Annotated in this window: 18 protein-coding genes; 12 read left to right on the forward strand and 6 right to left on the reverse strand. The window is 68.5% G+C overall.

The genetic code is table 11. The annotated features are described in order from the left end of the window. Nucleotides 1-63: 63 nt before the first annotated feature. Entirely contained in the window at nucleotides 64-2,655 is a 2,592-nt protein-coding gene (locus ACSHT8_RS02640) for a ricin-type beta-trefoil lectin domain protein (RefSeq protein ID WP_436497321.1), read from the reverse strand. Between the two features lie 516 nt (nucleotides 2,656-3,171). On the opposite strand from ACSHT8_RS02640, the gene ACSHT8_RS02645 reads away from it, so the two are divergent. Genes ACSHT8_RS02645 through ACSHT8_RS02665 form a run of 5 tightly spaced genes read left to right on the forward strand, consistent with a single transcriptional unit; the run spans nucleotide 3,172 to nucleotide 7,346 of the window. Continuing rightward, on the forward strand, nucleotides 3,172-3,708 hold the full coding sequence (locus ACSHT8_RS02645) for an antibiotic biosynthesis monooxygenase (protein WP_436497323.1): 537 nt from the start codon (nucleotides 3,172-3,174) through the stop codon (nucleotides 3,706-3,708). 58 nt (nucleotides 3,709-3,766) lie between these two features. Continuing rightward, a complete protein-coding gene (locus tag ACSHT8_RS02650; RefSeq protein WP_436497325.1) occupies nucleotides 3,767-4,591 on the forward strand; it encodes a helix-turn-helix domain-containing protein in 825 nt (274 codons plus the stop codon). A 6-nt stretch (nucleotides 4,592-4,597) separates the two neighbouring features. After that, entirely contained in the window at nucleotides 4,598-4,696 is a 99-nt protein-coding gene (locus ACSHT8_RS02655; protein WP_436497327.1) for a DUF397 domain-containing protein, read from the forward strand. Nucleotides 4,697-4,725: 29 nt separating this feature from the next. Beyond that, complete coding sequence (locus ACSHT8_RS02660; RefSeq protein WP_436497329.1) at nucleotides 4,726-6,096, forward strand: FAD-binding oxidoreductase; 1,371 nt, start codon at nucleotides 4,726-4,728, stop codon at nucleotides 6,094-6,096. Next, nucleotides 6,096-7,346, forward strand: coding sequence for a class I SAM-dependent methyltransferase (locus ACSHT8_RS02665; protein WP_436497331.1), 1,251 nt, complete (start codon nucleotides 6,096-6,098; stop codon nucleotides 7,344-7,346). The genes ACSHT8_RS02660 and ACSHT8_RS02665 overlap by 1 nt, the downstream gene beginning before the upstream one ends. Here ACSHT8_RS02665 and ACSHT8_RS02670 read toward each other — a convergent pair. Beyond that, entirely contained in the window at nucleotides 7,343-8,065 is a 723-nt protein-coding gene (locus tag ACSHT8_RS02670; protein ID WP_436497333.1) for a maleylpyruvate isomerase family mycothiol-dependent enzyme, read from the reverse strand. The two genes, ACSHT8_RS02665 and ACSHT8_RS02670, sit on opposite strands and share 4 nt — an antisense overlap. Nucleotides 8,066-8,103: 38 nt before the next feature. Beyond that, nucleotides 8,104-9,180: an ABC transporter ATP-binding protein gene (locus ACSHT8_RS02675; RefSeq protein ID WP_436497335.1), complete on the reverse strand. Its 1,077-nt coding sequence runs from the start codon at nucleotides 9,178-9,180 to the stop codon at nucleotides 8,104-8,106. 382 nt (nucleotides 9,181-9,562) lie between these two features. On the opposite strand from ACSHT8_RS02675, the gene ACSHT8_RS02680 reads away from it, so the two are divergent. The 3 genes from ACSHT8_RS02680 to ACSHT8_RS02690 all read left to right on the forward strand — a co-directional run bounded on the left by ACSHT8_RS02680 (nucleotide 9,563) and on the right by ACSHT8_RS02690 (nucleotide 12,713). Further along, nucleotides 9,563-10,711 carry an ABC transporter substrate-binding protein gene (locus ACSHT8_RS02680; RefSeq protein ID WP_436497337.1) on the forward strand — a complete coding sequence of 383 codons (1,149 nt, stop codon included), beginning with the start codon at nucleotides 9,563-9,565 and terminating at the stop codon, nucleotides 10,709-10,711. Between the two features lie 170 nt (nucleotides 10,712-10,881). Beyond that, nucleotides 10,882-11,850, forward strand: coding sequence for a carbohydrate ABC transporter permease (locus ACSHT8_RS02685; RefSeq protein ID WP_436497339.1), 969 nt, complete (start codon nucleotides 10,882-10,884; stop codon nucleotides 11,848-11,850). Then, a complete protein-coding gene (locus ACSHT8_RS02690; RefSeq protein ID WP_436497341.1) occupies nucleotides 11,847-12,713 on the forward strand; it encodes a carbohydrate ABC transporter permease in 867 nt (288 codons plus the stop codon). The genes ACSHT8_RS02685 and ACSHT8_RS02690 overlap by 4 nt, the downstream gene beginning before the upstream one ends. On the opposite strand, the gene ACSHT8_RS02695 is transcribed toward ACSHT8_RS02690, so the two are convergent. Next, nucleotides 12,706-13,242, reverse strand: a complete 537-nt coding sequence (locus tag ACSHT8_RS02695) for a class I SAM-dependent DNA methyltransferase (RefSeq protein ID WP_436497343.1) — start codon at nucleotides 13,240-13,242, stop codon at nucleotides 12,706-12,708. The two genes, ACSHT8_RS02690 and ACSHT8_RS02695, sit on opposite strands and share 8 nt — an antisense overlap. A 132-nt stretch (nucleotides 13,243-13,374) precedes the next feature. Between ACSHT8_RS02695 and ACSHT8_RS02700 the strand changes: the two genes are divergently transcribed. From ACSHT8_RS02700 to ACSHT8_RS02715, 4 genes are read left to right on the forward strand one after another with little or no spacing between them, the layout of a single operon-like run. Next, on the forward strand, nucleotides 13,375-14,394 hold the full coding sequence (locus ACSHT8_RS02700) for a hypothetical protein (RefSeq protein WP_436497345.1): 1,020 nt from the start codon (nucleotides 13,375-13,377) through the stop codon (nucleotides 14,392-14,394). 11 nt (nucleotides 14,395-14,405) lie between these two features. After that, nucleotides 14,406-15,464 carry a hypothetical protein gene (locus ACSHT8_RS02705; RefSeq protein WP_436497346.1) on the forward strand — a complete coding sequence of 353 codons (1,059 nt, stop codon included), beginning with the start codon at nucleotides 14,406-14,408 and terminating at the stop codon, nucleotides 15,462-15,464. After that, the gene (locus tag ACSHT8_RS02710) at nucleotides 15,461-18,493 is read left to right on the forward strand and encodes an ATP-binding protein (RefSeq protein ID WP_436497349.1); all 3,033 of its coding nucleotides are present in this window, start codon (nucleotides 15,461-15,463) and stop codon (nucleotides 18,491-18,493) included. Before ACSHT8_RS02705 ends, ACSHT8_RS02710 begins: the two co-directional genes overlap by 4 nt. Continuing rightward, entirely contained in the window at nucleotides 18,490-19,650 is a 1,161-nt protein-coding gene (locus ACSHT8_RS02715) for a trypsin-like peptidase domain-containing protein (RefSeq protein WP_436497351.1), read from the forward strand. Before ACSHT8_RS02710 ends, ACSHT8_RS02715 begins: the two co-directional genes overlap by 4 nt. Here ACSHT8_RS02715 and ACSHT8_RS02720 read toward each other — a convergent pair. Both ACSHT8_RS02720 and ACSHT8_RS02725 read right to left on the reverse strand, forming a co-directional pair. Beyond that, nucleotides 19,647-20,051, reverse strand: a complete 405-nt coding sequence (locus ACSHT8_RS02720) for a DUF1304 domain-containing protein (protein ID WP_436497353.1) — start codon at nucleotides 20,049-20,051, stop codon at nucleotides 19,647-19,649. The two genes, ACSHT8_RS02715 and ACSHT8_RS02720, sit on opposite strands and share 4 nt — an antisense overlap. After that, entirely contained in the window at nucleotides 20,048-20,497 is a 450-nt protein-coding gene (locus ACSHT8_RS02725) for a cupin domain-containing protein (RefSeq protein WP_436497355.1), read from the reverse strand. Before ACSHT8_RS02725 ends, ACSHT8_RS02720 begins: the two co-directional genes overlap by 4 nt. Nucleotides 20,498-20,501: the final 4 nt, after the last annotated feature.

Below are 20,501 nucleotides of genomic sequence, written 5' to 3' on the forward strand. Positions count from 1 at the left end.
CCAGGGAGCCGCAGCCGGACCGGTGTTCGCCACGGTGAGCGGCGGACTCGGTTGATCATGGGCTCAGAAGTTGAGAGTCCACCTCTGGCCCGTGGAGCCGTTGCAGTCCCGGATCTGCAGCCGTGTCCCGTTCGCTGTGGCGTTCGCGGCGTCGAGACAGCGCCCGGACTGCGGGTTGATGAGGCTCCGATCCGGACGGTACAGCCATCGCTGCGCGCCAGTGCCGTTGCAGTCCCACAGCTGCACCAGTGTCCCCGCGGCGGTGCCGCCTTGTGCCACGTCGAGGCACTTGCCGAGCGACTGCAGGGTGTCGTTGGCGCCGCGGCTCCACCTCTGGTTCGCGCCGCCGTTGCACGTCCACAACTGCACAGCCGTGCCGTTGGTGGGGTCGGCCCGGTCGACGTCCACGCACTTGTCCGCCGGTCCCGTGATCGTCCCGCCTGTCGTGGTGAGCGACAACGTCTGGCACTGGTTGACGCTGTTGGCGTTCACGGTGATGGTCTGCGCGCGCCCGGCCGGGTCGGTGATGATCAAGCTGAGTGCTCGGGACACCGTGCTCGTAGCGCACACACGCACCGGGCCGGCCTGCGTCGCGCGCGCGTCGGCTACGAGGGAGACCTTGCCGAGCGTGCCGAGGGACAGGTTCTCGATGCCGTGGCGGTCAGTTCTGGTGAGCCTCCACCGGATCGTGGAGTTCGGCGTGTCGGGCTCGATGCCGATGATGTCCTCGATCAGCAGGGCGATCGGACCCAGCCCACTCCACCCGACAAAGTTCCGTTTGACGATGTTGTCGGTGCCGCCAGTCCAGTTCGAGGTGTTGCCGCCCACCTGGGTTCCTGGCGAGACGAACCGGCCGCCGCTGTCGAGGGTCTTCCCTGCGGCCAGGACCGGCTCGCCGTGGCTGCGCGATCCGGTGATCCACGGTCCGGGCTGCCGTTCGGGGGCGTAGGCCTCCCACAGCGTGTCGGTGTAGCCGAACGCCTCGGACAGGCCCGCGAGGTAGCGCTCGGCCGAGCGCTGGGCCTGATCGGTGTTGCCCGCCGTCTTTAGGCCCTTGATGGTCGAGTAGGTGGTGGGCGCCCAGACACCGCCCCGCCAGTAGTCCCCGGTGTTGTTGTAGTTGGAGGAACTGCGGCTCAACGCCGGGAAGACCATGTCCGTCCAGTACCTCTGGGGGTCGGCGAGCGCGGCTGCGAGTCGCTGCGCTCGTTGGCCGGTGGCCACCCCGCTGACGAGCGTCCAGAATCCCGCGAGGCTGTCGACCTTCCAGTGCGCGCCGGCGTTGGTCAGTTCGTAGTAGCGGCCGTCGGTCTCGTTCCACGACCACTGGTTGATCCTGGCCGCGGTGGAGGTGGCCAGCGACAGGGCGTCGTCGGACCGCGCTGGATCGCCGGCCGCCGCGTGGAGTCGTGCCAGGCTCTGCCACATCAGCACCAGCTGACTGCTCATGTCGACCTGCCCGGTGCCTGTCCCGTCCCCGCCCTGTCCGGGCTGGGTGGGCAGGTTGTCCATGCCGTTGCCGTTGCCGTTGTTCCAGAACAACTGGTGCGCGCTGGTCTGCGACCACCGGCTGACCGAAACCCAGTCGGCGTAGGCCTGCAGAGCGGGCAGGACGCGACGCACCCGGGTGAGATCTCCGGTCAGTTCGTACGACTTGAGTTCCGCCCACACGAACAGCGGGGGGTTGACCCCGTTGGGGCCGTATCCCCAGGGATGGACCGAGCCATCGCTCTCCTGGTATACCCGGATGATCGCGCCGGTCGGCTCCTGCAGGGCGTACCAGTTGTCCAGCGATCCCATCGCGTCGAATCCGGGCTGCAGGTAGCGTCCGAACATCGTGGTGAAGATCGTGTCCCACTGGAAGATGATGTTCGGGTCGAACGCCTCGTCCAGATACGTGCGGACCAGCGGCGACGTGGCCGCAGGCTGCCTGATCCGGCCGGAGTGCAGGATCGACCACGCTTTGTCGTACATGGCGCGCCACTCGGGGTTGCCGTCGATGACTGGTCGGGGCAGCTTGGCCGGGTCGTATGCGGGCGGCGGGACGAAGTGGGGAGCGAGCGGGGCGAAGCTGCCCTTGGCCGTCGGGCTGACGATCGGGCCTTGGCGCAGCCACGTTCCCGAGAAATCATCGGCGTCCACAGAGGGCATGCCGTAGGTTCGGATGCCCGCGGCGACGGGGTGGAAGTCGAGCGCGTCGAAGACGTGGCCGGCGACCGGCGCCGCCGGGCGGGCTGTGCCGTCGGCCCAGATACGGGCGAGTACGACGCCGTGCCGCCAATCCAGCTCCAGGTGGTACCACGAACCCGGCGTCAGCGAGGTGCCGCGCTCGGCGTGCGAGAAACTGGTCTCGCCAGCAGAGGTCGCGCGGATCATCGTGATGCGCGGCGTTGACTGGTATGGCAGCGCCGTCAGCCAAAGGCGGTCCCTGTCGTCAGCCCCGTTCAGCGCCACTGACACCGAAGCCCAGCGGTCGGCCGAGGAGGCGGGCACCTGGAACCGAATCGAAGCGCGTGCCTCGCGCAGTTCCTCCGTCGCGGAGCAGGAACACAGCGGGCGGCGCAGCTCACCGCTTCCGCGCAGTACCCCGCCAGTGGCCTGCCATGAACCGCTGACCGTCCGCCATCCCGCGAACGTGCCGAAGTCGTCTCGCACTGTCGGAAGCGAACCCACTGGCTCGGCGGCCGATGCTTGCGGAGCCGCGGTCGTCAGCGCGGGCGCCACCCACGTGGCGAGACCGAGCGTAGCCGCGAGAGCCATCGCGATCACACGGCGTGGCGGTCTACCAAACCGGGTCGCCCGATTCGTTGCATGATCAACTTTTGTTCGTCTGAGAGACATGAAAGCACCCACTCTGGGACGAGGCCGCTACAGGGAAGTCATAGACAAGACATGCGGACGCCTGATGAGGGTCAGGCGATTCGGCACCCGATCACCAGAGCGAGAGGCAGGGGTGCGGCGTCCATTCCTGGAGGCCGCGAAGGTGATCGTTGTGCGGGTTACGGCTTGGTCACTATGGACGAGGGCAGATCGTGCCCCGATGCCCATCACCGGCATTTGTTGTGACGTGCAACATACCCCGTGGTTGGCCGGTGTGCAATGCTCACTAGCCCCACGCTCCCTGGCCATCGCCCTCCCGTTCCTGTCTGCGGAACGACTAGATTTGGGCGCATGTCGAACGGCACTGGCGAGGTAACCGCGCTGGTCGCGCGCACGGTGGAGCCCGGATATGAGCGCGGCTTCGAGGAGTGGGCGAACGGCATCCTCGACGAGGCGTCGAAGTTCCCCGGCCACCTGGGTCACGGCGTGCTGCGGCCCGCCGAACCCGGCCAGCCCTGGCACGTGATGTACCGCTTCCGCGACGAGGCGACCTACGACGTCTGGCAGGCGTCGCCGCAGCGGGCGGCCTGGTTCGCCAAGGCGGAGGGCCACCACGAGGAAACCGCACGCCGGGAGTTGACGGGCCTGGAGGCGTGGTTCGAGGCCGCCGACGCACCGCCGAAGTGGAAGATGGCGATCAGCTCGGCGCTGGGGATCTTCCCGCTCACGTTGCTGGCGAACATCTGGATCGCCCCGGCTCTGGGCGCGGTGCCCACGGTCGCGCGGACGGCGTTGATCACCGGGATGTTCAGTCTGATGATGACCTACGTGATCATGCCGAACGTCGCGCGGCTGCTGCGCGGGTGGCTTCACCCATCTCGGGGGTAGAAACGGCTGGGCGATCGAGCGACTGCCCGGTGACGGTGTCGCCTGCTCCAATTGCGCAATGGGATCTAGTGGCACCGCCCGAGTGCGGGGACTGGCAGCGGAACTGAAGGAGCTCCGGAAGAACTCGGAGCGGACGACTTTGGAGATCGCCGCGCGCAGTGGTTTCTCCGGACCGGTCTTGAACCGGATGGAGAACGGGCTGCGGGAGGTGACTGTGGAGGAATGCGCGACCCTCCTGGCGATCTATGGGATCAAGGGACCGGAGCGCATCCGCCTCATGAACATAGCCAAAGCACCCGGCGACATGCTGATCTTTCGTGGCCAGCTCGCCGAGAAACTGCGGGCGCTCGTCAACTTCGAGGCGACCTCGATTCACATCGCCGAGTGCTCGGTAACACGGGTCCCTGGCCTTCTCCAAACGGCTGCTTACATGCGCGCTGTCATGGCGATCGCGGGCAAGACCGCCGACTACACCAAGGACATGGTGGCCACTCGCCTCAAACGCCAGGAGGTTCTGTGGAAGCAGGGTGCGCCTACCTACCAGGTGATCGTCGATGAGATGGCCATCCGCCGCCGAACCGGCAGCAGCCAGTTGATGGCTGAGCAGGTCGTGCACCTCCGCAACATGACGCAGCGGCCAAACGTCGATATCCGGGTGATCCTGTTCGATCATGGCGCCCACGATGGGCTTGATGGCGACTACAAGCTCATGGACTTCGCGAAGGCCGACCCGGTCGTCATGTTCCAACACCACTCAACCGCGCTGTTTGTCGACGAGAGCGAGGAGAGCCGCGTACACCAGAAACTGGTCAAGGTGGCGCTCAGTTCAGCCGACACGGTGAAGTTCCTGCGGCGCCTGGAGGCAGAATTCCGACGGGAGTGAAACAGAGTGGATCTTCGTAACGCTGAGTGGCGGAAGTCGAGTTTCAGCGGTCCCGAGCTGGAGTGTGTCGAGGTGGCGCACCTCCATCTTGCTCAATTCGCGTAGTTGGCGGCTAGCGGTGGAACAATGGAGGGATGCCGGGCGCCAGCACTAGCGCGGGGACCGCGCACGAGGACCGGGTGCGGAAACTGCGCACCCGGTGGTCCGAACTGCCCCCCGACGCCCCCATTCGCCTGGCCAAACGCACCTCCAACCTCTTCCGCCACCGCCGCGGCGCGGGCACCCTCGACGTCTCCGACTTCACCCACGTCACCGTCGATCCCGAGGCCAGGACCGCCGACGTCGAGGGCATGGTCACCTACGAGCAGCTGGTCGACGCGACCCTGCCGCACGGCCTGATGCCCCTGGTCGTCCCCCAGCTCAAGACCATCACCCTCGGAGGCGCCGTCACCGGCCTGGGGATCGAATCGTCCTCGTTCCGGCACGGGATGCCGCACGAGTCGGTCCTCGAACTCGAAATCCTCACCGGCGACGGCCAAGTGGTCATCGCGCGGCCGGACAACGAGCACGCTGACCTCTTCCACGGCTTCCCCAACTCCTACGGCACCCTCGGCTACGCTCTCCGCCTCACCATCGAGCTCCAGCCCGTCCGGCCGTACGTGCACGTCCGCCACGTGCGCCACCGCGACCCCGCCGAGTACTTCGCCCAGCTCGCCGAGGTGTGCGCGTCCGGCGAGCACGCGGGGGAGTCCGTCGACTTCGTGGACGGCACGGTCTTCGGGCCGGACGAGCAATACCTGACCATCGGCACCTTCACCGACCAGGCCCCGTACACCAGCGACTACACCTGGCTCGACATCTACTACCGCTCCATCCAGCGCCGCGCCGACGACTATCTGTCCATTCGCGACTATCTGTGGCGCTGGGACACCGACTGGTTCTGGTGTTCCGCCGCGCTCGGCGTGCAGAAGCGGCCGGTGCGCAGGCTGCTCGGGCGGCGGTTCCTCCGGTCCGATGTGTACTGGAAGATCGTCGCGCTGGACCGGCGGTTCGGGCTGTCGCGGCGGGTCGACAAGTGGCGGGGGCTGCCGCCGAGTGAGCCCGTGGTGCAGGACATCGAGGTGCCGGTCGACCGGGCCGTCGAGTTCCTCGACTTCTTCCACCGGGAGATCCCGATCAGCCCGGTGTGGGTGTGCCCGGTGCGGCTGCGCGCGCCCGTCGAATGGCCGCTCTACACGATGAACCCGGATTCGCTGTACGTGAACTTCGGATTCTGGTCGTCGGTCCCGCTCGACGTGGGCGAGGGGCCGGGCACGCACAACCGGCTCATCGAACGCACCGTCACCGACCTCGGCGGGCGGAAGTCCCTGTACTCGGAGGGGTTCTACGCCGAGGACGAGTTCTGGAAGCTCTACAACGGACCGGCGTACCGTGAACTCAAGTCGCGGTACGACCCGGGCTCCCGCTTACTCGACCTGTACGACAAATGTGTCAGGGGGAAGTGATGACAGTCGCGTCCGCCTTCGCCGCCCTGCTCCCGCAGGACGGCGGCATCGCTGTGACCGCCTACGACGGCAGCTCCGCGGGCAACCCGCAGGCTCCCGTCCGCCTCGACCTGTCCACACCGGAAGCCGTCAGCTACCTGTTGTCCGCGCCTGGGGAACTGGGGCTCGCGCGGGCCTACGTCACCGGCCACCTCAAGATCACCGGCGGCCTCTACAACACCCTCGACGCGCTCGTTCCCCTCCTCGACGACCTGCGCTGGCGCGACGCCCTGCAACCGCTGCGTGAACTCGCGCGCGGCCACCTGCGCCGGATGCCGCCGCCACCGGAGGAACTGCCCGGCCGTGTCCGCCGCACGTTGATCGGCCTGCGGCACTCGAAGCAGCGCGACAGCGTCGCGATCTCGACCCACTACGACGTGTCGAACCACTTCTACGAGATGGTCCTCGGCCCGTCGATGGCCTACACCTGCGCGTGCTACCCGACCGACGACGCGTCTCTGGAAACGGCCCAGTGGAACAAGTTCGACCTGGTTTGCCGCAAGCTGGCGCTGGAACCCGGGATGCGGCTGCTGGACGTCGGATGCGGGTGGGGGGCGATGGCCATCCACGCCGCCAAGCACTACGGCGCGGACGTTCTGGGCGTCACTCTTTCGCGTGAACAGGCTTTGTGGGCACAGAAGGAGATCGCGGCGCAGGGGCTGGCGGACAAGGTCGAGGTGCGTCACCTGGACTATCGGGACGTCACCGAGACCAACTTCGACGCCGTGTCCTCGATCGGCCTGACCGAGCACGTCGGCGCGGCGAACCTGCCCGGGTACTTCCGTTTCCTGGCTGGGAAACTCCGCCCGCACGGCAGGCTGCTCAACCACAGCATCACGCGAACGAACACGACGGCGCCACACCGGGTCGGCCCGTTCTTCGACCGCTATGTGTTCCCGGACGGCGAGCTGGAGGGCGTCGGCGAGATCGCGTCCGCCATGCAGGACAACGGCTTCGAGATCCGCCACGACGAGAACCTGCGCGAGCACTACGCCCGCACCCTCGCCGCCTGGTGCGCCAACCTGGACGACCACTGGGACGAGGCGGTCCGGGACGCCGGGCTCGGCCGCGCGCGGGTCTGGGCGCTCTACATGGCCGCGTCGCAGCTGGCGTTCGACCGGCACCAGTTGGAGCTGCACCAGCTGCTCGGGGTGAAGGTGGATGGGCGGGGCGGCAGCGGAATGCCGCTGCGCCCCACTTGGGCGTCCTAGAAGGGCGTGTGGTCGAGCCAGTGCTGGAGCACGTCCGCGTCCCCGTGGATCTCCAGCCTGCCGTCGAGCGGGGCGCGGCGGAGCAGGGTGAGGAGCAGGTCCGCGGTGGCCCCCTTGGCCGCGGCGGTGGCCTTGCCGTGCGCCTGCTCCCAGACGATCTTGTCGCCGTCGGCCTTGACCAGCCACTCGCCGTCGGCGTCGGTGGCGTGCAGGTGCAGGGAGGTGCCCTCGGCCAGCACACCCTTGCCCCGGGTGGCGACCAGGAACAGCCACTCGGAGATCGAGTCGGCCGCGACCACTGGGTCGACCTCGAACTTCTCGCCGATCGCCAGCACCGCGTCCGCCCGGTGGACGACGACCTCGTGCAGCCTGCGCCGCAGCCACCACGTGCTCGGCTGCGGGCCGGTGAACGTCCAGACCGGCGCCTCACCGCTGGCGTTGACCGACTCGACCAGCACCTCGACCGAGTCGACCAGCCAGTCGACGGCCGCGTCCCAGTTCTCGGGGGCCTTGCCGCCGTCGACCGTCTTCGGGTCGAGCGGGGCCTGCAGCTGCTCGCGGCTGATCTGGGCGGCCCAGCGGTTGCCGCGGCCGACGTGGGTGACCAGCTGGCGCAGCGTCCAACCGGGGCAGGTCGGCACTTCGGCGGTCGGGTCGGCACCCCGCACGGCCTCGGCCAGAAGACGATTCTGCGTAATCAGCTCAGCGGCGAAATCCATGCGGCCAGCCTATGGGGTGCCACCGACAGCGGCGGCTGTCAGACGAGGCGCTCCCCGGAGTCGGCGTCGAAGAAGTGGACCTCTTCGGGGTGACGCACAGTCGCGGTGATGGTGTCGGCAAGCGCCGGAGGCGTGCGGCCGTCGACGCGCATGACCACGCGCGGGGAGTCGGGGGCCGAGGGGATGGAGGCGTGGACCAGGGCGTCGGCGCCGAGTTCCTCGACCAGCTCGACCACCAGGGCGACGCCTTCGGTGCCCTCCGGGGCGACGGTCAGCGACTCGGGGCGGATGCCCGCGGTGACCTTCTCCGCTTGGACCGTGCGGGGGAGGGGTACGTCGAGGTCGCCGAGGCGGAAGGTGCCGCCGGAGACCGGGACGGTCAGCAGGTTCATGGCTGGTGAGCCGATGAAGCCTGCGACGAAGGCGTTGGCGGGTTTGTCGTAGAGGTTGCGGGGGGTGTCGCACTGCTGGAGGACGCCGTCTTTGAGGACGGCGACGCGGTGGCCCATGGTCATGGCTTCGACTTGGTCGTGGGTGACGTAGATGGTGGTGGTGCCGAGGCGGCGTTGGAGGGCGGCGATGTTGGCGCGGGTCTCGACGCGGAGTTTGGCGTCGAGGTTGGACAGGGGTTCGTCCATGAGGAACACCGCGGGGTCGCGGACGATGGCGCGGCCCATGGCCACGCGTTGGCGTTGTCCGCCGGAGAGGGCTTTGGGTTTGCGGTCGAGGTACTTCTCCAGGTCGAGCAGGCGGGCGGCCTCGGCGACCTTCTCCGCGATCGCCGATTTCGACAGGCCCTGGAGTTTGAGGGCGAAGCCCATGTTCTGGGCGACGGTCATGTGCGGGTACAGCGCGTAGGACTGGAACACCATCGCGATGTCGCGCGCCTTCGGCGGCATGTGCGTGACGTCGCGGTCGCCGATGTGGATGGCGCCCTCGTTGACGTCCTCCAACCCGGCGAGCATCCGCAGCGCCGTCGACTTGCCCGAACCGGACGGGCCGACCAGGACCAGGAACTCGCCGTCCTCAATGGACAAGTCCAGTTGGTCCACCGCCCGCACCGGCGGCGAGCCCGGGTACACCCGGGACGCGGAATCGAAGTCGACCTTGGCCATGCTCGTCCTCCGTCACACGCGATGTGCCGTGAGCGTCCAAGGATGCCCCATCACCGCAAGTCACACCAGTGCTGGCGGATAAGGGGGTGTAGGGCACTAAGCCCCTATGTCCATCTCGAAACGGTAACGAGGATTGGTTGATCGTTCCCTTACCGGCAACTTGCGAGAACAGTCCCAGTAACACCACAAGCCGGGCGCTGTGCCGAGCGTTCGGGGAACGTCTGACGATCCACTGGAGGGTGTCGTGTTTTCGCGAGGTAATGCCGCACTGGCCGCCGCGATTGTGCTGGTGCTGAGCGCGTGCGGGACTGAATCGGGCGGTAGCGGCTCCGGTGGAGGAGGAACGCCCGCGGCCCTGGATGGGACAGGCCCCATCACGTTGGTGACCGGGAAGGACACCTCGGGCAACCTGCAGAACCAGGTCGACGGGTGGAACTCCGCTCACCCGAACGAGAAGGTCACCGTCATCGAGCTGCCGGAGGACGCCGACGCGCAGCGCCAGCAGATGGTGCAGAACGCGACGACGAAGTCCGACGCGTACACCGTCCTCAACCTCGACGTCATCTGGACCGCGGAATTCGCGGCCAACCAGTGGATCGTCGAGCTGCCGGAGAAGGACTTCCCGCTCGACAAGCTGCTGCCTGCGACCGTCGAGACGGGCAAGTACTTCAAGAAGCTCTACGCCGTGCCGACCACCAGCGACGGCGGCCTGCTCTACTACCGCAAGGACCTGCTCGACGCGGCGGGCGTCAAGCCGCCGACGACGTGGGCCGAGATGTACGCCGCGTGCGACAAGGTCGTTCCGGCCACGCCGGGCATCTCCTGCTACGCCGGTCAGTTCGAGAAGTACGAGGGCCTGACGGTCAACTTCAGCGAGGCCGTCAACTCGGCGGGCGGTGACGTCGTCGGTGAGGACGGCAAGCCGAACGTCAACACCGACAAGGCGAAGGCCGGTCTCGACTTCCTGGTGAACGGCGTCAAGGACGGCCGGATCGCGGCCAAGGCGCGCACGTTCAAGGAGGAAGAGGGCCGCCGCGCGTTCCAGGCCGGTGAGCTGGTGTTCCACCGCCAGTGGCCGTACCAGTACGCCAAGGCCAACGCCACGGACGGTTCTTCGCAGGTCGCGGGCAAGTTCGCCGTCGCGCCGCTGCCGGGTATGGACGGTCCGGGCAGCTCGACGCTGGGCGGTCACAACTTCGCGGTCAGCGCGTTCGCGAAGAACAAGAAGACCGCCGTCGAGTTCATCAAGTACATGGTGGACGAGAAGCAGCAGCGGGCGAACCTGGAGAAGACCAGCCAGGCGCCCACGTGGGCCGCGCTGTACGACGAGCCCTCGCTGGTCGAGAAGTTCCCGTACCTGACGGAGCTGAAGAAGTCGATCGAGAAGGCCAAGAAGCGGCCTGCGGTGGTCAAGTACCAGGAGGTCTCCTCCGCCATCCAGGAAGCGGCCTACTCGGCGATGAGCGGCCAGACGACGACCGCTGACGCGTTGTCTTCGTTGCAGACGAAGTTGGAGTCGCTGACCAAGTAGGGCGGGCATGCGGGGTCCCGGGTGCCGCCGGGACCCCGCGCTACTTGCCCGCCTCCCCGGAATTCTTACGCTTGGTCACCATTCATCTTCAGCTGCGGTCCCGCGGTCACCGTGGTCGGCCGCCGTCCCGTTCCCCTTAGGTCGCGGTTTGTCGGTGCTGAGGAGGTTTCATGTCGACCGTTGTTGGGGCTCCTGTGGCGCCTGGGAGAGTCAAGCCGCCCAGGACCAGCCGCAAGGAAGGTGTCGGGAAGCTGGCGGGGCTGCTGGTCTCGCCGACGCTGCTGGTGCTGGGCCTGGTCGTGGCCTACCCGATCATCGCCGCGGTCCGGCTGGCCTTCTACCAGCGCAACGAGGGCATCGACCCGGAGACGGGGCTGCTGGAGTCGGGCTACAAGTTCGTCGGCATCGACAACTTCGCCGACATGTTCCGCGGCGACACCGGCGCGCGCTTCCTCAACGCGCTGTGGAACACCACCAGCTTCACCATCGCCGCCGTCGGCCTCGAAGTGATCCTCGGCGTGCTGATGGCGCTGGTCATGCACAAGGCGTTCAAGGGCCGCGCCCTGGTCCGCGCGTCGATCCTGGTGCCGTGGGCCGTCCCGACGGCCATCGCGGGCATTCTGTGGCGCTGGATCTTCCAGGCCGACGGCGTCGCCAACGACCTGCTGCCCGGTGCGCCCGTCCTGTGGACCACCGACGGCCCCCAGGCGTGGCTCGCGGTCGTCATCGCCGACACGTGGAAGACCGCGCCGTTCATCGGGCTGCTCGTGTTGGCAGGCTTGCAGGTGATCTCGAATGAGGTCTACGAGGCCGCCAAGCTCGACGGCGCGTCCCCGTGGCGGACGTTCTGGTCGATCACGTTGCCGCTGGTCAAGCCGACGCTGATGGTCGCGGTCCTGTTCCGCATCCTCGACACCCTGCGCATGTTCGACCTGCCCTACACCTTGATCGGGCCAGGGAAGAACTCCACCGATACGGTCACGATCCTGGCGTTCGAGGAGGCGGTGAAGTTCACCAAGTACGGCCCGGCCTCGGCGTACGCGGTGTTCCTCTTCATCTACGTCGCCGCCGTGGCGTTCGTCTTCGTCAAGCTGCTCGGCGCTGACGTCGTCGGCGCGCGCACCGGGAGGAACAAGTGACCGCCGCGACTCTCACCCGGCCCGCGCCCGCCAAGCCCAAGCGCAGCGGCTGGGGCTGGCTGCCGTACTTCGGCATCGCCGCCATCGTCATCTACTGCCTGGCGCCGTTCTACTGGATGCTGGTCTCCAGTCTCCGCCGAACCAACGACATCTTCGACTCGTCGGCCATCCCGTCGCCGCTGTCGGCCGACTCCTACGAGGCCGCGTTCTCCGCGAACAACGGGTTCCTGCGGGCCTTGGGGAACAGCTTCCTGGTCGCGGGCGTGACAACCGTGCTGGTCCTGCTGATCGGCACCCTGACGGCGTACGCGCTGGCGCGGCTGGACTTCCGGTTCAAGAACCTCGTGCTGGCGATCATCATCACGACCAGCATGTTCCCCGGGATCTCGCTGTTGATCCCGCTGCTGGAGCTGTTCAGCGGCATCGGCTGGATCAACACCTACCAGGCGATGATCGTGCCGAGCATGAGCTTCGCCCTGCCGCTGGCGGTGTGGAACCTGACGGCGTTCTTCCGCCAGATGCCGATCGAATTGGAAGAAGCCGCACAGATCGACGGCTGCTCACCGGCGCAGGCGTTCCGCAAGGTGATCCTGCCGCTGGCCGCGCCGGGTGTATTCACCACCGCGATCATCACCTTCATCGCCGCCTGGAACGAATTCATCATCGCGCTCTCGGTGGTCAACAAGAAGGAATTGAAGACGGCGCCGGTTATCACCAGCCAGTTCACGGGCACGACGCAGTTCGACGCGCCTTTCGGCACGCAGATGGCCGCGGGCGTGATCGTGACGATTCCGCTGGTGATTCTGGTGCTGCTGTTCCAGCGCCGAATCGTGGCCGGGCTGACCGCGGGTGGCGTCAAATAGCGTGGACTGAGACCGCGTAGTCGCCATTCGCGAACGGCTCGCGGTCCCAGGTCGCGTACCGCTCGACCAGCCGCAGCCCGGCGGCCCGGGCGTGCTCGTCGTAGTCGGCGGCCGTGTAGCCGCGGTCGAGGCTGAACCCGGCGATGAGCAGCCCTCCGACGTGCCGGGCCACTCCCGCGACGAGCGCGGCCTGGGTGCCCGGCGGGGTGAAGAGCGGGACGTTGCCCGCCATGAGCACGACGTCGAAGGTGCGGCCCAGATCGAGGTCGGCCAAGTCGGACTCGACCCACGTGAGCTGGGGCGCCCGCGCACGCGCGGTCGCCAGCATGGACGCGCTGATGTCCGCGCCGACCACCTCGATCCCGTGCCGGGCCAGCTCGATGCCCACCCGACCGGTCCCGCAGCCCGCGTCGAGCACTGTCTTCGGGTCGTAGGCGCGGACGAAGGTGGCCTCGCCGTGCACGTCGGTGCCACTGGCCGCGAGCTCATCGAATTTCCGCTGGTAGACGTCGCCGTCCCATTCCGTCATGCTCGGAGAGTAACCAATGGCTACCGGCTGGCGATTCACCCGTTCGGCGTCCTTGATGGAGCTAACCGGGTGCCGTGCTGGAGCGACACGTACTAATACGAAGCGTTCTGGGCTTGGACCTCGGAGGCGGCTGTGGACGGTGCGGAACTGGCGCTCGAACCGGAATTGGAGTCGCTGCCCGACGCGGTGGTCGCGGCCATGGAGGTCCGCGACGCCTGGCGCAAGAGGGTCGCCGAGCAGGGGGAAGGGCTGGAGTTCCTCATCTCCGACCTGGCCCGCTGGAAGCCGGGTTCGGCGGTCACGGTCGCCTTCCTCGACGGCGACACCGCCCTCCACCAGGACATCGCCGACGCGACCAAGCAGATCACCGACGCGTGCAACATCGAGCTGGACTTCGGGCAGACCAACGGCGGGTTCCGCCGCTGGAAGACGACCGACACCACCCGCACCGCCGACATCCAGGTCAGCTTCGACAAGGGCGGCTTCTGGTCCCTGGTCGGCACCGACAGCACCGATCCCAACATCGCCGACCCGGTCAACGGCATCGGCGGCGGACCCGGCCAGCGCAGCCTCAACCTCGGCGGCTTCGCCACGCAGAAGCCGAACCGCTGGAAGGGCACCACCCGGCACGAGTTCATGCACGCACTCGCCTTCCACCACGCCCACCAGAACATGCGCGGGCCGTGCGAGGACGAGTTCCGCTGGGAGGACGACCAGGGCTACGTCCCGACCACCGACGCGCGCGGCACGTTCGTGCCCGACTCCGCTGGCCGCAGGCCCGGGATCTACACCTACCTCGCCGGGCCGCCCAACCGGTGGTCGCGCGGGAAGGTCGACCACAACCTGCGCACCGTCGAGTCGCCGGACGTCATCGCGGGGCCGTTCGACACCGATTCGGTGATGCTCTACCAGTTCCAGGCGTTCTTCTACAAGACGTCGCCTAGCCCGTGCGGGCCGACGGGCAACGGCGAGGATCTGTCCGAAGGAGACGAACGCGGGCTGCGGCTGATCTACCCGCACACCGAGGAAGGCATGGCCGACATCCAGACGCGCGCGGGTGCGGCGCTGGACAAGATGGGGAACGAGGCAGGCATCGAGCGGTCGCCGTTCGAGGCACGGGTCGTCGAGCTGCTCACCGGGCTGGTCGCGTAGAAGGGGGCCGCATGCTCCTGACCAGCGGTCAGCGTGAACGCCTGGCGGGCATGATCATCGACTTCCTCGGCGGCAGTCGGTGGGGACCTGCCGTCGTGCTGTTCGGACCCGCCATCGCCCGGTCGGCGTCCAAGCAGCAGCTGTCCGACTACGCGTACGCCGAGTGGCTGCTGCGCGAAGCGCTCCGCCAGCCGACAGTCGACGTGTTCGCCCACGCGTTGATGCTGCTCGACCCGCCGGGGGAACTGCGCGAGGTCCACCTGCACGTCCAGCGGGTCGTCGCGGGCGAGGTCGCGTGGGAGGGCGGCGAGACCGACCCGCTGTGGATGCCGCCCGAGGCCGTCGACTCGCCGTTCGCCGACCGGGACGGGCTGCGGACCGCTCTGGGCGCGATGGCCGACGGCGCCGGATTCCCCGCCATCACCATCGAGGCGCCCATGGGCCATGGCAAGCGCACGATGTGCCACTACATCGAGCACTGCGCCAACCGGTACGGCAAGTTCGACCCGGTCGTCGTGCACCTGCAGCGGCTCGACACCGACTACGTCGTGCCCCACCTCGTGAACAAGCTCTGGATCCGGCTCGGCCTGCCCGGTGAACCGACGACGCCGGTCGCGGCGACGGCCGACCGGCGCGCGATCGACATGGCGGTCGAACTCACGCGCAAGGCGTTGCTGAGTCCGACGCCGGTCTGGTTCGTGGCCAACGTCGTCCGGTCCGACCTCGACGACGGCGTCTGGACGTTCCTGGACGAGCTCCTGCGGGTGGTGCGGACCGACCCGCTCGTGGCGAGCAAGCTCAAAGTCACCGTGCTCGCCGACTTCTCCGCCGTCGAGCTGCCCAACAAACCCGAGGTCGACGCCCGGTTCACCCTGCCGGAGATCGGCGTGCCGGAGATCGCGGCCTGGCTGGCCGCCGCCGTGCCGGACAAGGACGAGCGCCTCTACACGGTGGCCGCGTCGATCGTCATGGAGAAGGTGGCCAAGACGGCCCCGCCGCCCGCGATGCGGCTGGCCACCATCGCCGAGCGCTGCGTCGTGGCGCGGCGCGAACTGCTGGCGGCGCCATGATCGACGGCGGCGAGCGGCTCGCGGAACTGCTGTCGGTGCTGTTCACCGACCCGCAGGAACTGGAGCGGTTCCTGGTCGTGGAGGGCTTCGGCGGCTCGACCCGGGCGTATCAGAAGGGCGGCACGCGGCGCGGTTCACTGTGGACGATCGCGCGCGAGCTGGAGGCCGCGGGCATGATCGGCGAACCGCTGTTCGCCGCGCTGCGCAGGCGCAACCCGGAGCGCGCCGAAGACATCGCGCGGGTGGCGATGTTCTACCGGGACGAGTCGTTCAGCGTCCCCGAGCCGGAGACCGAGCCGGTCCCGGCCGAGTTCGCCGACTTCGCCGCGTCGCTGAGCCAGGCGTTGGACGACCTCCCGCCGGCAGGCCCACCCGACCCGCTCGACGAGTCCCGCTGGCCGTGGACCGCCGCCGCTTCGGTGCTCGGCGCGTTCCGCTCCGCCGACCTACGACCGCTGGGAAAGCCGACGATGCCCGCGGCGGAAGCGCTGTCCGGCCTTGTGCACCCGCATCTGGACGGCCGCCTGATCCTGGACAACCCCGCCCGCACCACCTGCATCGGCAGGCTCGCGGCCACCGGTTCCCTCGGCGCCGCCATCGACGCCAACGCCGGGATCGAGGACACCAAGCGCGACAAGCTGCGCACACTCGTCGCCCGCGAACCCCTGACGCCCAACGAGATGGCGACGAACGACCTGGAAGAGTACGCCGTCGTCATGGGCTGGCTGGCCGAAACCGGCGTCGTCGACCCCGACGACCGCACGCGGCTGCAAGCCACCCTGTCGCGCCGTGACCTGCTCGACCCGCTCGCCGCGCTCGTCGGAACGCATTTCCACGGCAGGGAAAGCGAAATCAAGACCCTGGAGTTCTTCGCGGCGGGGATCACCGACAAGTCGACGCTATGCCTGTACGGGCCGGGCGGCACGGGAAAGACCACCCTGATCGGCAAGCTCCTGCTGTCCCTCGAACAGCAGGCCAGGTACAGCCCGGTGCCGTTCGTCTACCTCGACTTCGACCGCGTTCGCAACGATCCGCGAGACCCGGCGGGTCTGCTGCGGCAGATCGCCGAGCAGCTGCGGTTGCTGTACGCCACGACCGACGAGGCCCGGGAACTGGCCGCGGCCGAGGACGTGTTCTCCGGCACCGACATCGAGCGCGCGTCCGCGATCCTCGATGTCGACCTCGGGCTCGACCTCGACGGCATGGTGGAGATCCTCGCCGAGCGGCTGTTCCGCCTGCGCGACCTGCACGGCCGGGCGGGCTACGTTCCCGAACTCGTGCTGTTCCTCGACACCTTCGAGGAAGTCGAGGCCAAGGGGCCGGGCGCGCTGCGCGACCTCAACGAACTGCTCAGCAGGCTGTCCATCGCCCTGCCCTACATGCGGCTGCTCGTGTCCGGGCGCGGCCGCCCGGCCCGGCTGAGCGGCTTCGGCGACCCCATCGACCTGCCGTTGGGCGACCTGGACGACGCCGCCGCCAAAGCCGTCCTCGCCGAATTCGGCGTGACCGATCCCGACCTGCGCGACCTGATCGTCGACAAGTTCGGCGGCAACCCGCTGACGCTGCGCCTGGCCGCGACCGCGCTGGAACGCTCGGGCAGCGCCGCCGCCGCGTTCGACGACATCACCGCGCGCGCCGAGGTGTTGTCGGGGATCGCGCTGGAGCAGGTGCAGGGGATGCTCTACGGCCGCGTCCTCGGCCATATCCGCGACGCCGAGGTCGTCAAGGTCGCCTACCCGGGGCTGGCCGTGCGGCGCATCGACGTCGAGGTCCTGCGTCAGGTCCTGGCCATTCCGTGCGGCCTCGACCCCGACCGGTCGTACGAGATCTTCGACAAGCTCCTCTACGAGGTCGGGATGTTCGATCGCGAGGGCGCCGACGTGGTGAGCCACCGCCAGGACGTGCGGCGGCTGATGCTGCGCACCCTGCTCGACGAGCCGCAGCGCGCCAAGGCCGTCGCCGAGATCCACCGGCGGGCCATCGACTACTACCGCACCCGCGACCGCGCCGAAGAGCTCTACCACCGGCTCATGTCGGGGGAGGACCCGCGAAACCTCGACAAGCTCTGGGACCCGGCCATGCGCCAGTCCCTCGAATCGGCGCTGCTCGAACCGATGCCGCGCCGCGCCGAGACGTGGCTGCGCAGGAGGGTCAACGCGACAGCCGATGAAGACCGGTCCGACTGGGACCAGGAGGACTGGGAGGCCGACGCGCGCGGTCGGGCGCTGTCCTGGCTGTCCTCCAACAGCCCGAAAGACGCGCTCGACGTGTTGGCCGAACGCGCCGAACGGCTGCCCGGCAGCAGGCTCTACGCCGTCGAGGCGGAGGCGCGGCTGCGGTTCGGCGACGTCGACGGCGCGGCCAAGGCGATCGAACTCGGCACGGCATCGGCCGTCGAGGCGCGCGACCGGCTCGCCCAGGCCGAACTCGCCGCGCAGGCCGTGGCCGTGCGGGGTGCGATGAACGACAGCTCCGGTGTGGTCACCGCCGCCGAGTGGGCGGTCACCTCGTGCGACCTGCTCGGTGACGCCGAACGCGGGGTCGACGTGCTGGCCGACGCGGTCCGCGTGCTGCGAGGGTTCGACCAGGGCGAGGCTGAGGAACTCGGCGACCAACTCGCCGCCCGGTTCAGCCACCTCTCCCGCCAGTCCCTGCTCACCCATCCTGACCTGGTGAAACGCGTCGTGCGCGCGGCGGGCGACCTCAACGACACGATCCTGCACCACGCCGCCGCCCAGGTCGGCGACCAGACCGAGGCCGACGGGGGCGTGTTCCGCGAGGACCCGTTCGCGCTGGCCAGGCTCCTCGACCAGACCTCCACCGCCGCCCAGCCCGCGCTCGACGCCCTCGCCGCCGAGGTCGGCCTGCCCCGGCGCGCGAACCACACCGAGCTGGCGCGGCAGGTGGTGCGGTCCGGGCGGACCGGCAAGGCCGTGGCCGTGGGACTGGACTGGGCCAGTGAGCCCGTCCTGTCGCGGCAGCTGGTGGTGGACACCCTGGTCCGACCCGCTGACGGGAGCTGGAAATGACGTTCGCGCATCTCACGCCCGCCGAGTTGACCAAGGTCCAGCAGGCGGCCCTGGCCTGCGGGTTCGCCGCAGAAGGCGAGATGGCGGCGCTGACCGCCGACATCTCCCCGCTGTTCGTGGCGACCGCGACCCAGGGCGGCACCCCAGCCGCCCGGCTCATCACCTTGACCAGCCGGATGAACACCACCAGGTCCCTGCTGTCCGGGGAGATGCCGCTGCGGCTGTGGCTGGACAAGGCCGTCCTGCTCGCCGCGGGCCGCCCGGAGGAACTGGTCTTCCGACGGGCCTTGGAGGTCGTCGAGGTGGACGGCTCGGCCATGTCCATCGACGCCCCCGACGCGCCCATGGACGTCGACACATTGCCGGGCGTGGACGGCGAGTTGGAGGTCGTGATCTTCGAGGACGACACCCTCGACGTCGGCTTCCTGCACTCGGGCACCGAGGTGTCGCGGTCGGTGGCGAAGCTGCTGGTGCACCGGCACTTCGGCGGCGTTCCGTCCACTTTGGCGGGCAACGCACCCGACGTCGGCAACGGCACCGGCTGGCTGATCGGCCCGGACCTGCTGATCACCAACTTCCACGTGATCAACGCCAGACTCCCGACCGAGGGCGACGCGGGCGAGGCCGACTTCGACCTTCAGGGCAAGGCCACCCGCGCGCTCTTCGACTTCTACAACACCGACGCGAAGATCGAGACCGTCGCCGCGACCGAGTGCCTGGCCAGCGACAAGGCCCTGGACTACGCGATCCTGCGGGTGCCCTCCGGCCCTCGCCGTCCCCTGCGGCTGCGGACGAGTCCCATCCTGAAACCCATGGAACGCGCGCTCCAGGAGCGGGTCAACGTGCTGCAACACCCCGGCGGCCTCCCGATGCGCCTGGGCTTCCGCAACAACTTCGTCGTCTCCGGCACCGCCGACCGCCTCAGCTACCTCACCGACACCGCGGGCGGCTCCTCCGGCTCCCCGATCTGCGACGACGCGTGGTTCGTCGCCGCGCTGCACCGGGGGTTCAAGACGATCCCGCCGGGCAGCAGCGTGTCGGTGTGGGGGCGCACGATCAACCAGGAGAACTACGGCACCCCCATCGGCAAGATCATGGAACACCTCGCCGCGAACCACCCGACGGTCCACGGTGAGGTGCTCGCCGGACAGGGTTAGGCGACCATCGCCAACGTCCACACGACCGCGGGCGGCACGAACTGTCCGGCGACGCCGCCCAGGCCGGTGCCCTTGGCGCGCCCGAGGCCGAGTCGGTCGGAGATCAGCAGCACGATGCCCGCCAGAGCCATGAAGGCGCAGGTGTAGAGGACCAGGGCGCGGCCGACGGACTCGTTGCCGGTGTTCAGCATCACCAGGCCGATGACCGTGCCCGAGCCGAGGAACAGGTTGTAGAAGCCCACGTTGAATGACCACAGCATGACCGCGGGCACGTCCTCCGACGGCACGCTGAAGATTCCCTTGTGGATGCCCGGCCGCCGGAACAGGAACGACTCCCACACCCAGACGACGATGTGCACGAGCGCGGCGATGCCCGCGAAGACCTGCGCGATGACGTTCATGACCACTCCTGCAGCTTGATTCCGTGCCGCCCCACGACGTCCTGCAACAGGGGAGCGGCTTCCTCCAGCGGGGTCCCAGACGGGACGGCCTGGTCGACGTCGCGGAAGAAGCGGCCCATGGCGTCGGTCAGGCTGAACGCGAGGAACTTCGCCGACGGGGTGTGCACGGTGAAGGTGTGCATCGACCCCGGCGGGATGGCGATGGACGCGCCAGGACCGAGGTCGTAGATCTCGCCGTCGACGTAGACCGCCATCCGGCCGTGCAGCATGTAGAACGACACCGGCCACGGCGTCGCGTGCGGCGGCACGGTCGGCCCGCGTGGGGCGTCGACCTCGAAGACCTCGTAGGCGCCGTCGGTGTGCTCGGCGTCCACCTTGACGATGACTTTCGCGTCGGTCGAGTCCAGTTCCAGGCCCTCGCCCGCGCTGTTCAGGTGAGTTCGCATGTCT

Origin of the sequence: Actinokineospora sp. HUAS TT18 (assembly GCF_051364635.1) — a bacterium.
In the GTDB taxonomy this organism is placed as follows: Bacteria; Actinomycetota; Actinomycetes; order Mycobacteriales; family Pseudonocardiaceae; genus Actinokineospora.

Coding starts and splice junctions, on each gene's coding strand:
- ACSHT8_RS02645 (WP_436497323.1), top strand. CDS start 3,172: ATGTCGAACGGCACTGGCGAGGTAACCGCGCTGGTCGCGCGCACGGTG.
- ACSHT8_RS02695 (WP_436497343.1), bottom strand. CDS start 13,242: ATGACGGAATGGGACGGCGACGTCTACCAGCGGAAATTCGATGAGCTC.
- ACSHT8_RS02685 (WP_436497339.1), top strand. CDS start 10,882: ATGTCGACCGTTGTTGGGGCTCCTGTGGCGCCTGGGAGAGTCAAGCCG.
- ACSHT8_RS02675 (WP_436497335.1), bottom strand. CDS start 9,180: ATGGCCAAGGTCGACTTCGATTCCGCGTCCCGGGTGTACCCGGGCTCG.
- ACSHT8_RS02705 (WP_436497346.1), top strand. CDS start 14,406: ATGCTCCTGACCAGCGGTCAGCGTGAACGCCTGGCGGGCATGATCATC.
- ACSHT8_RS02665 (WP_436497331.1), top strand. CDS start 6,096: ATGACAGTCGCGTCCGCCTTCGCCGCCCTGCTCCCGCAGGACGGCGGC.
- ACSHT8_RS02670 (WP_436497333.1), bottom strand. CDS start 8,065: ATGGATTTCGCCGCTGAGCTGATTACGCAGAATCGTCTTCTGGCCGAG.
- ACSHT8_RS02715 (WP_436497351.1), top strand. CDS start 18,490: ATGACGTTCGCGCATCTCACGCCCGCCGAGTTGACCAAGGTCCAGCAG.
- ACSHT8_RS02660 (WP_436497329.1), top strand. CDS start 4,726: ATGCCGGGCGCCAGCACTAGCGCGGGGACCGCGCACGAGGACCGGGTG.
- ACSHT8_RS02725 (WP_436497355.1), bottom strand. CDS start 20,497: ATGCGAACTCACCTGAACAGCGCGGGCGAGGGCCTGGAACTGGACTCG.
- ACSHT8_RS02710 (WP_436497349.1), top strand. CDS start 15,461: ATGATCGACGGCGGCGAGCGGCTCGCGGAACTGCTGTCGGTGCTGTTC.
- ACSHT8_RS02720 (WP_436497353.1), bottom strand. CDS start 20,051: ATGAACGTCATCGCGCAGGTCTTCGCGGGCATCGCCGCGCTCGTGCAC.
- ACSHT8_RS02650 (WP_436497325.1), top strand. CDS start 3,767: ATGGGATCTAGTGGCACCGCCCGAGTGCGGGGACTGGCAGCGGAACTG.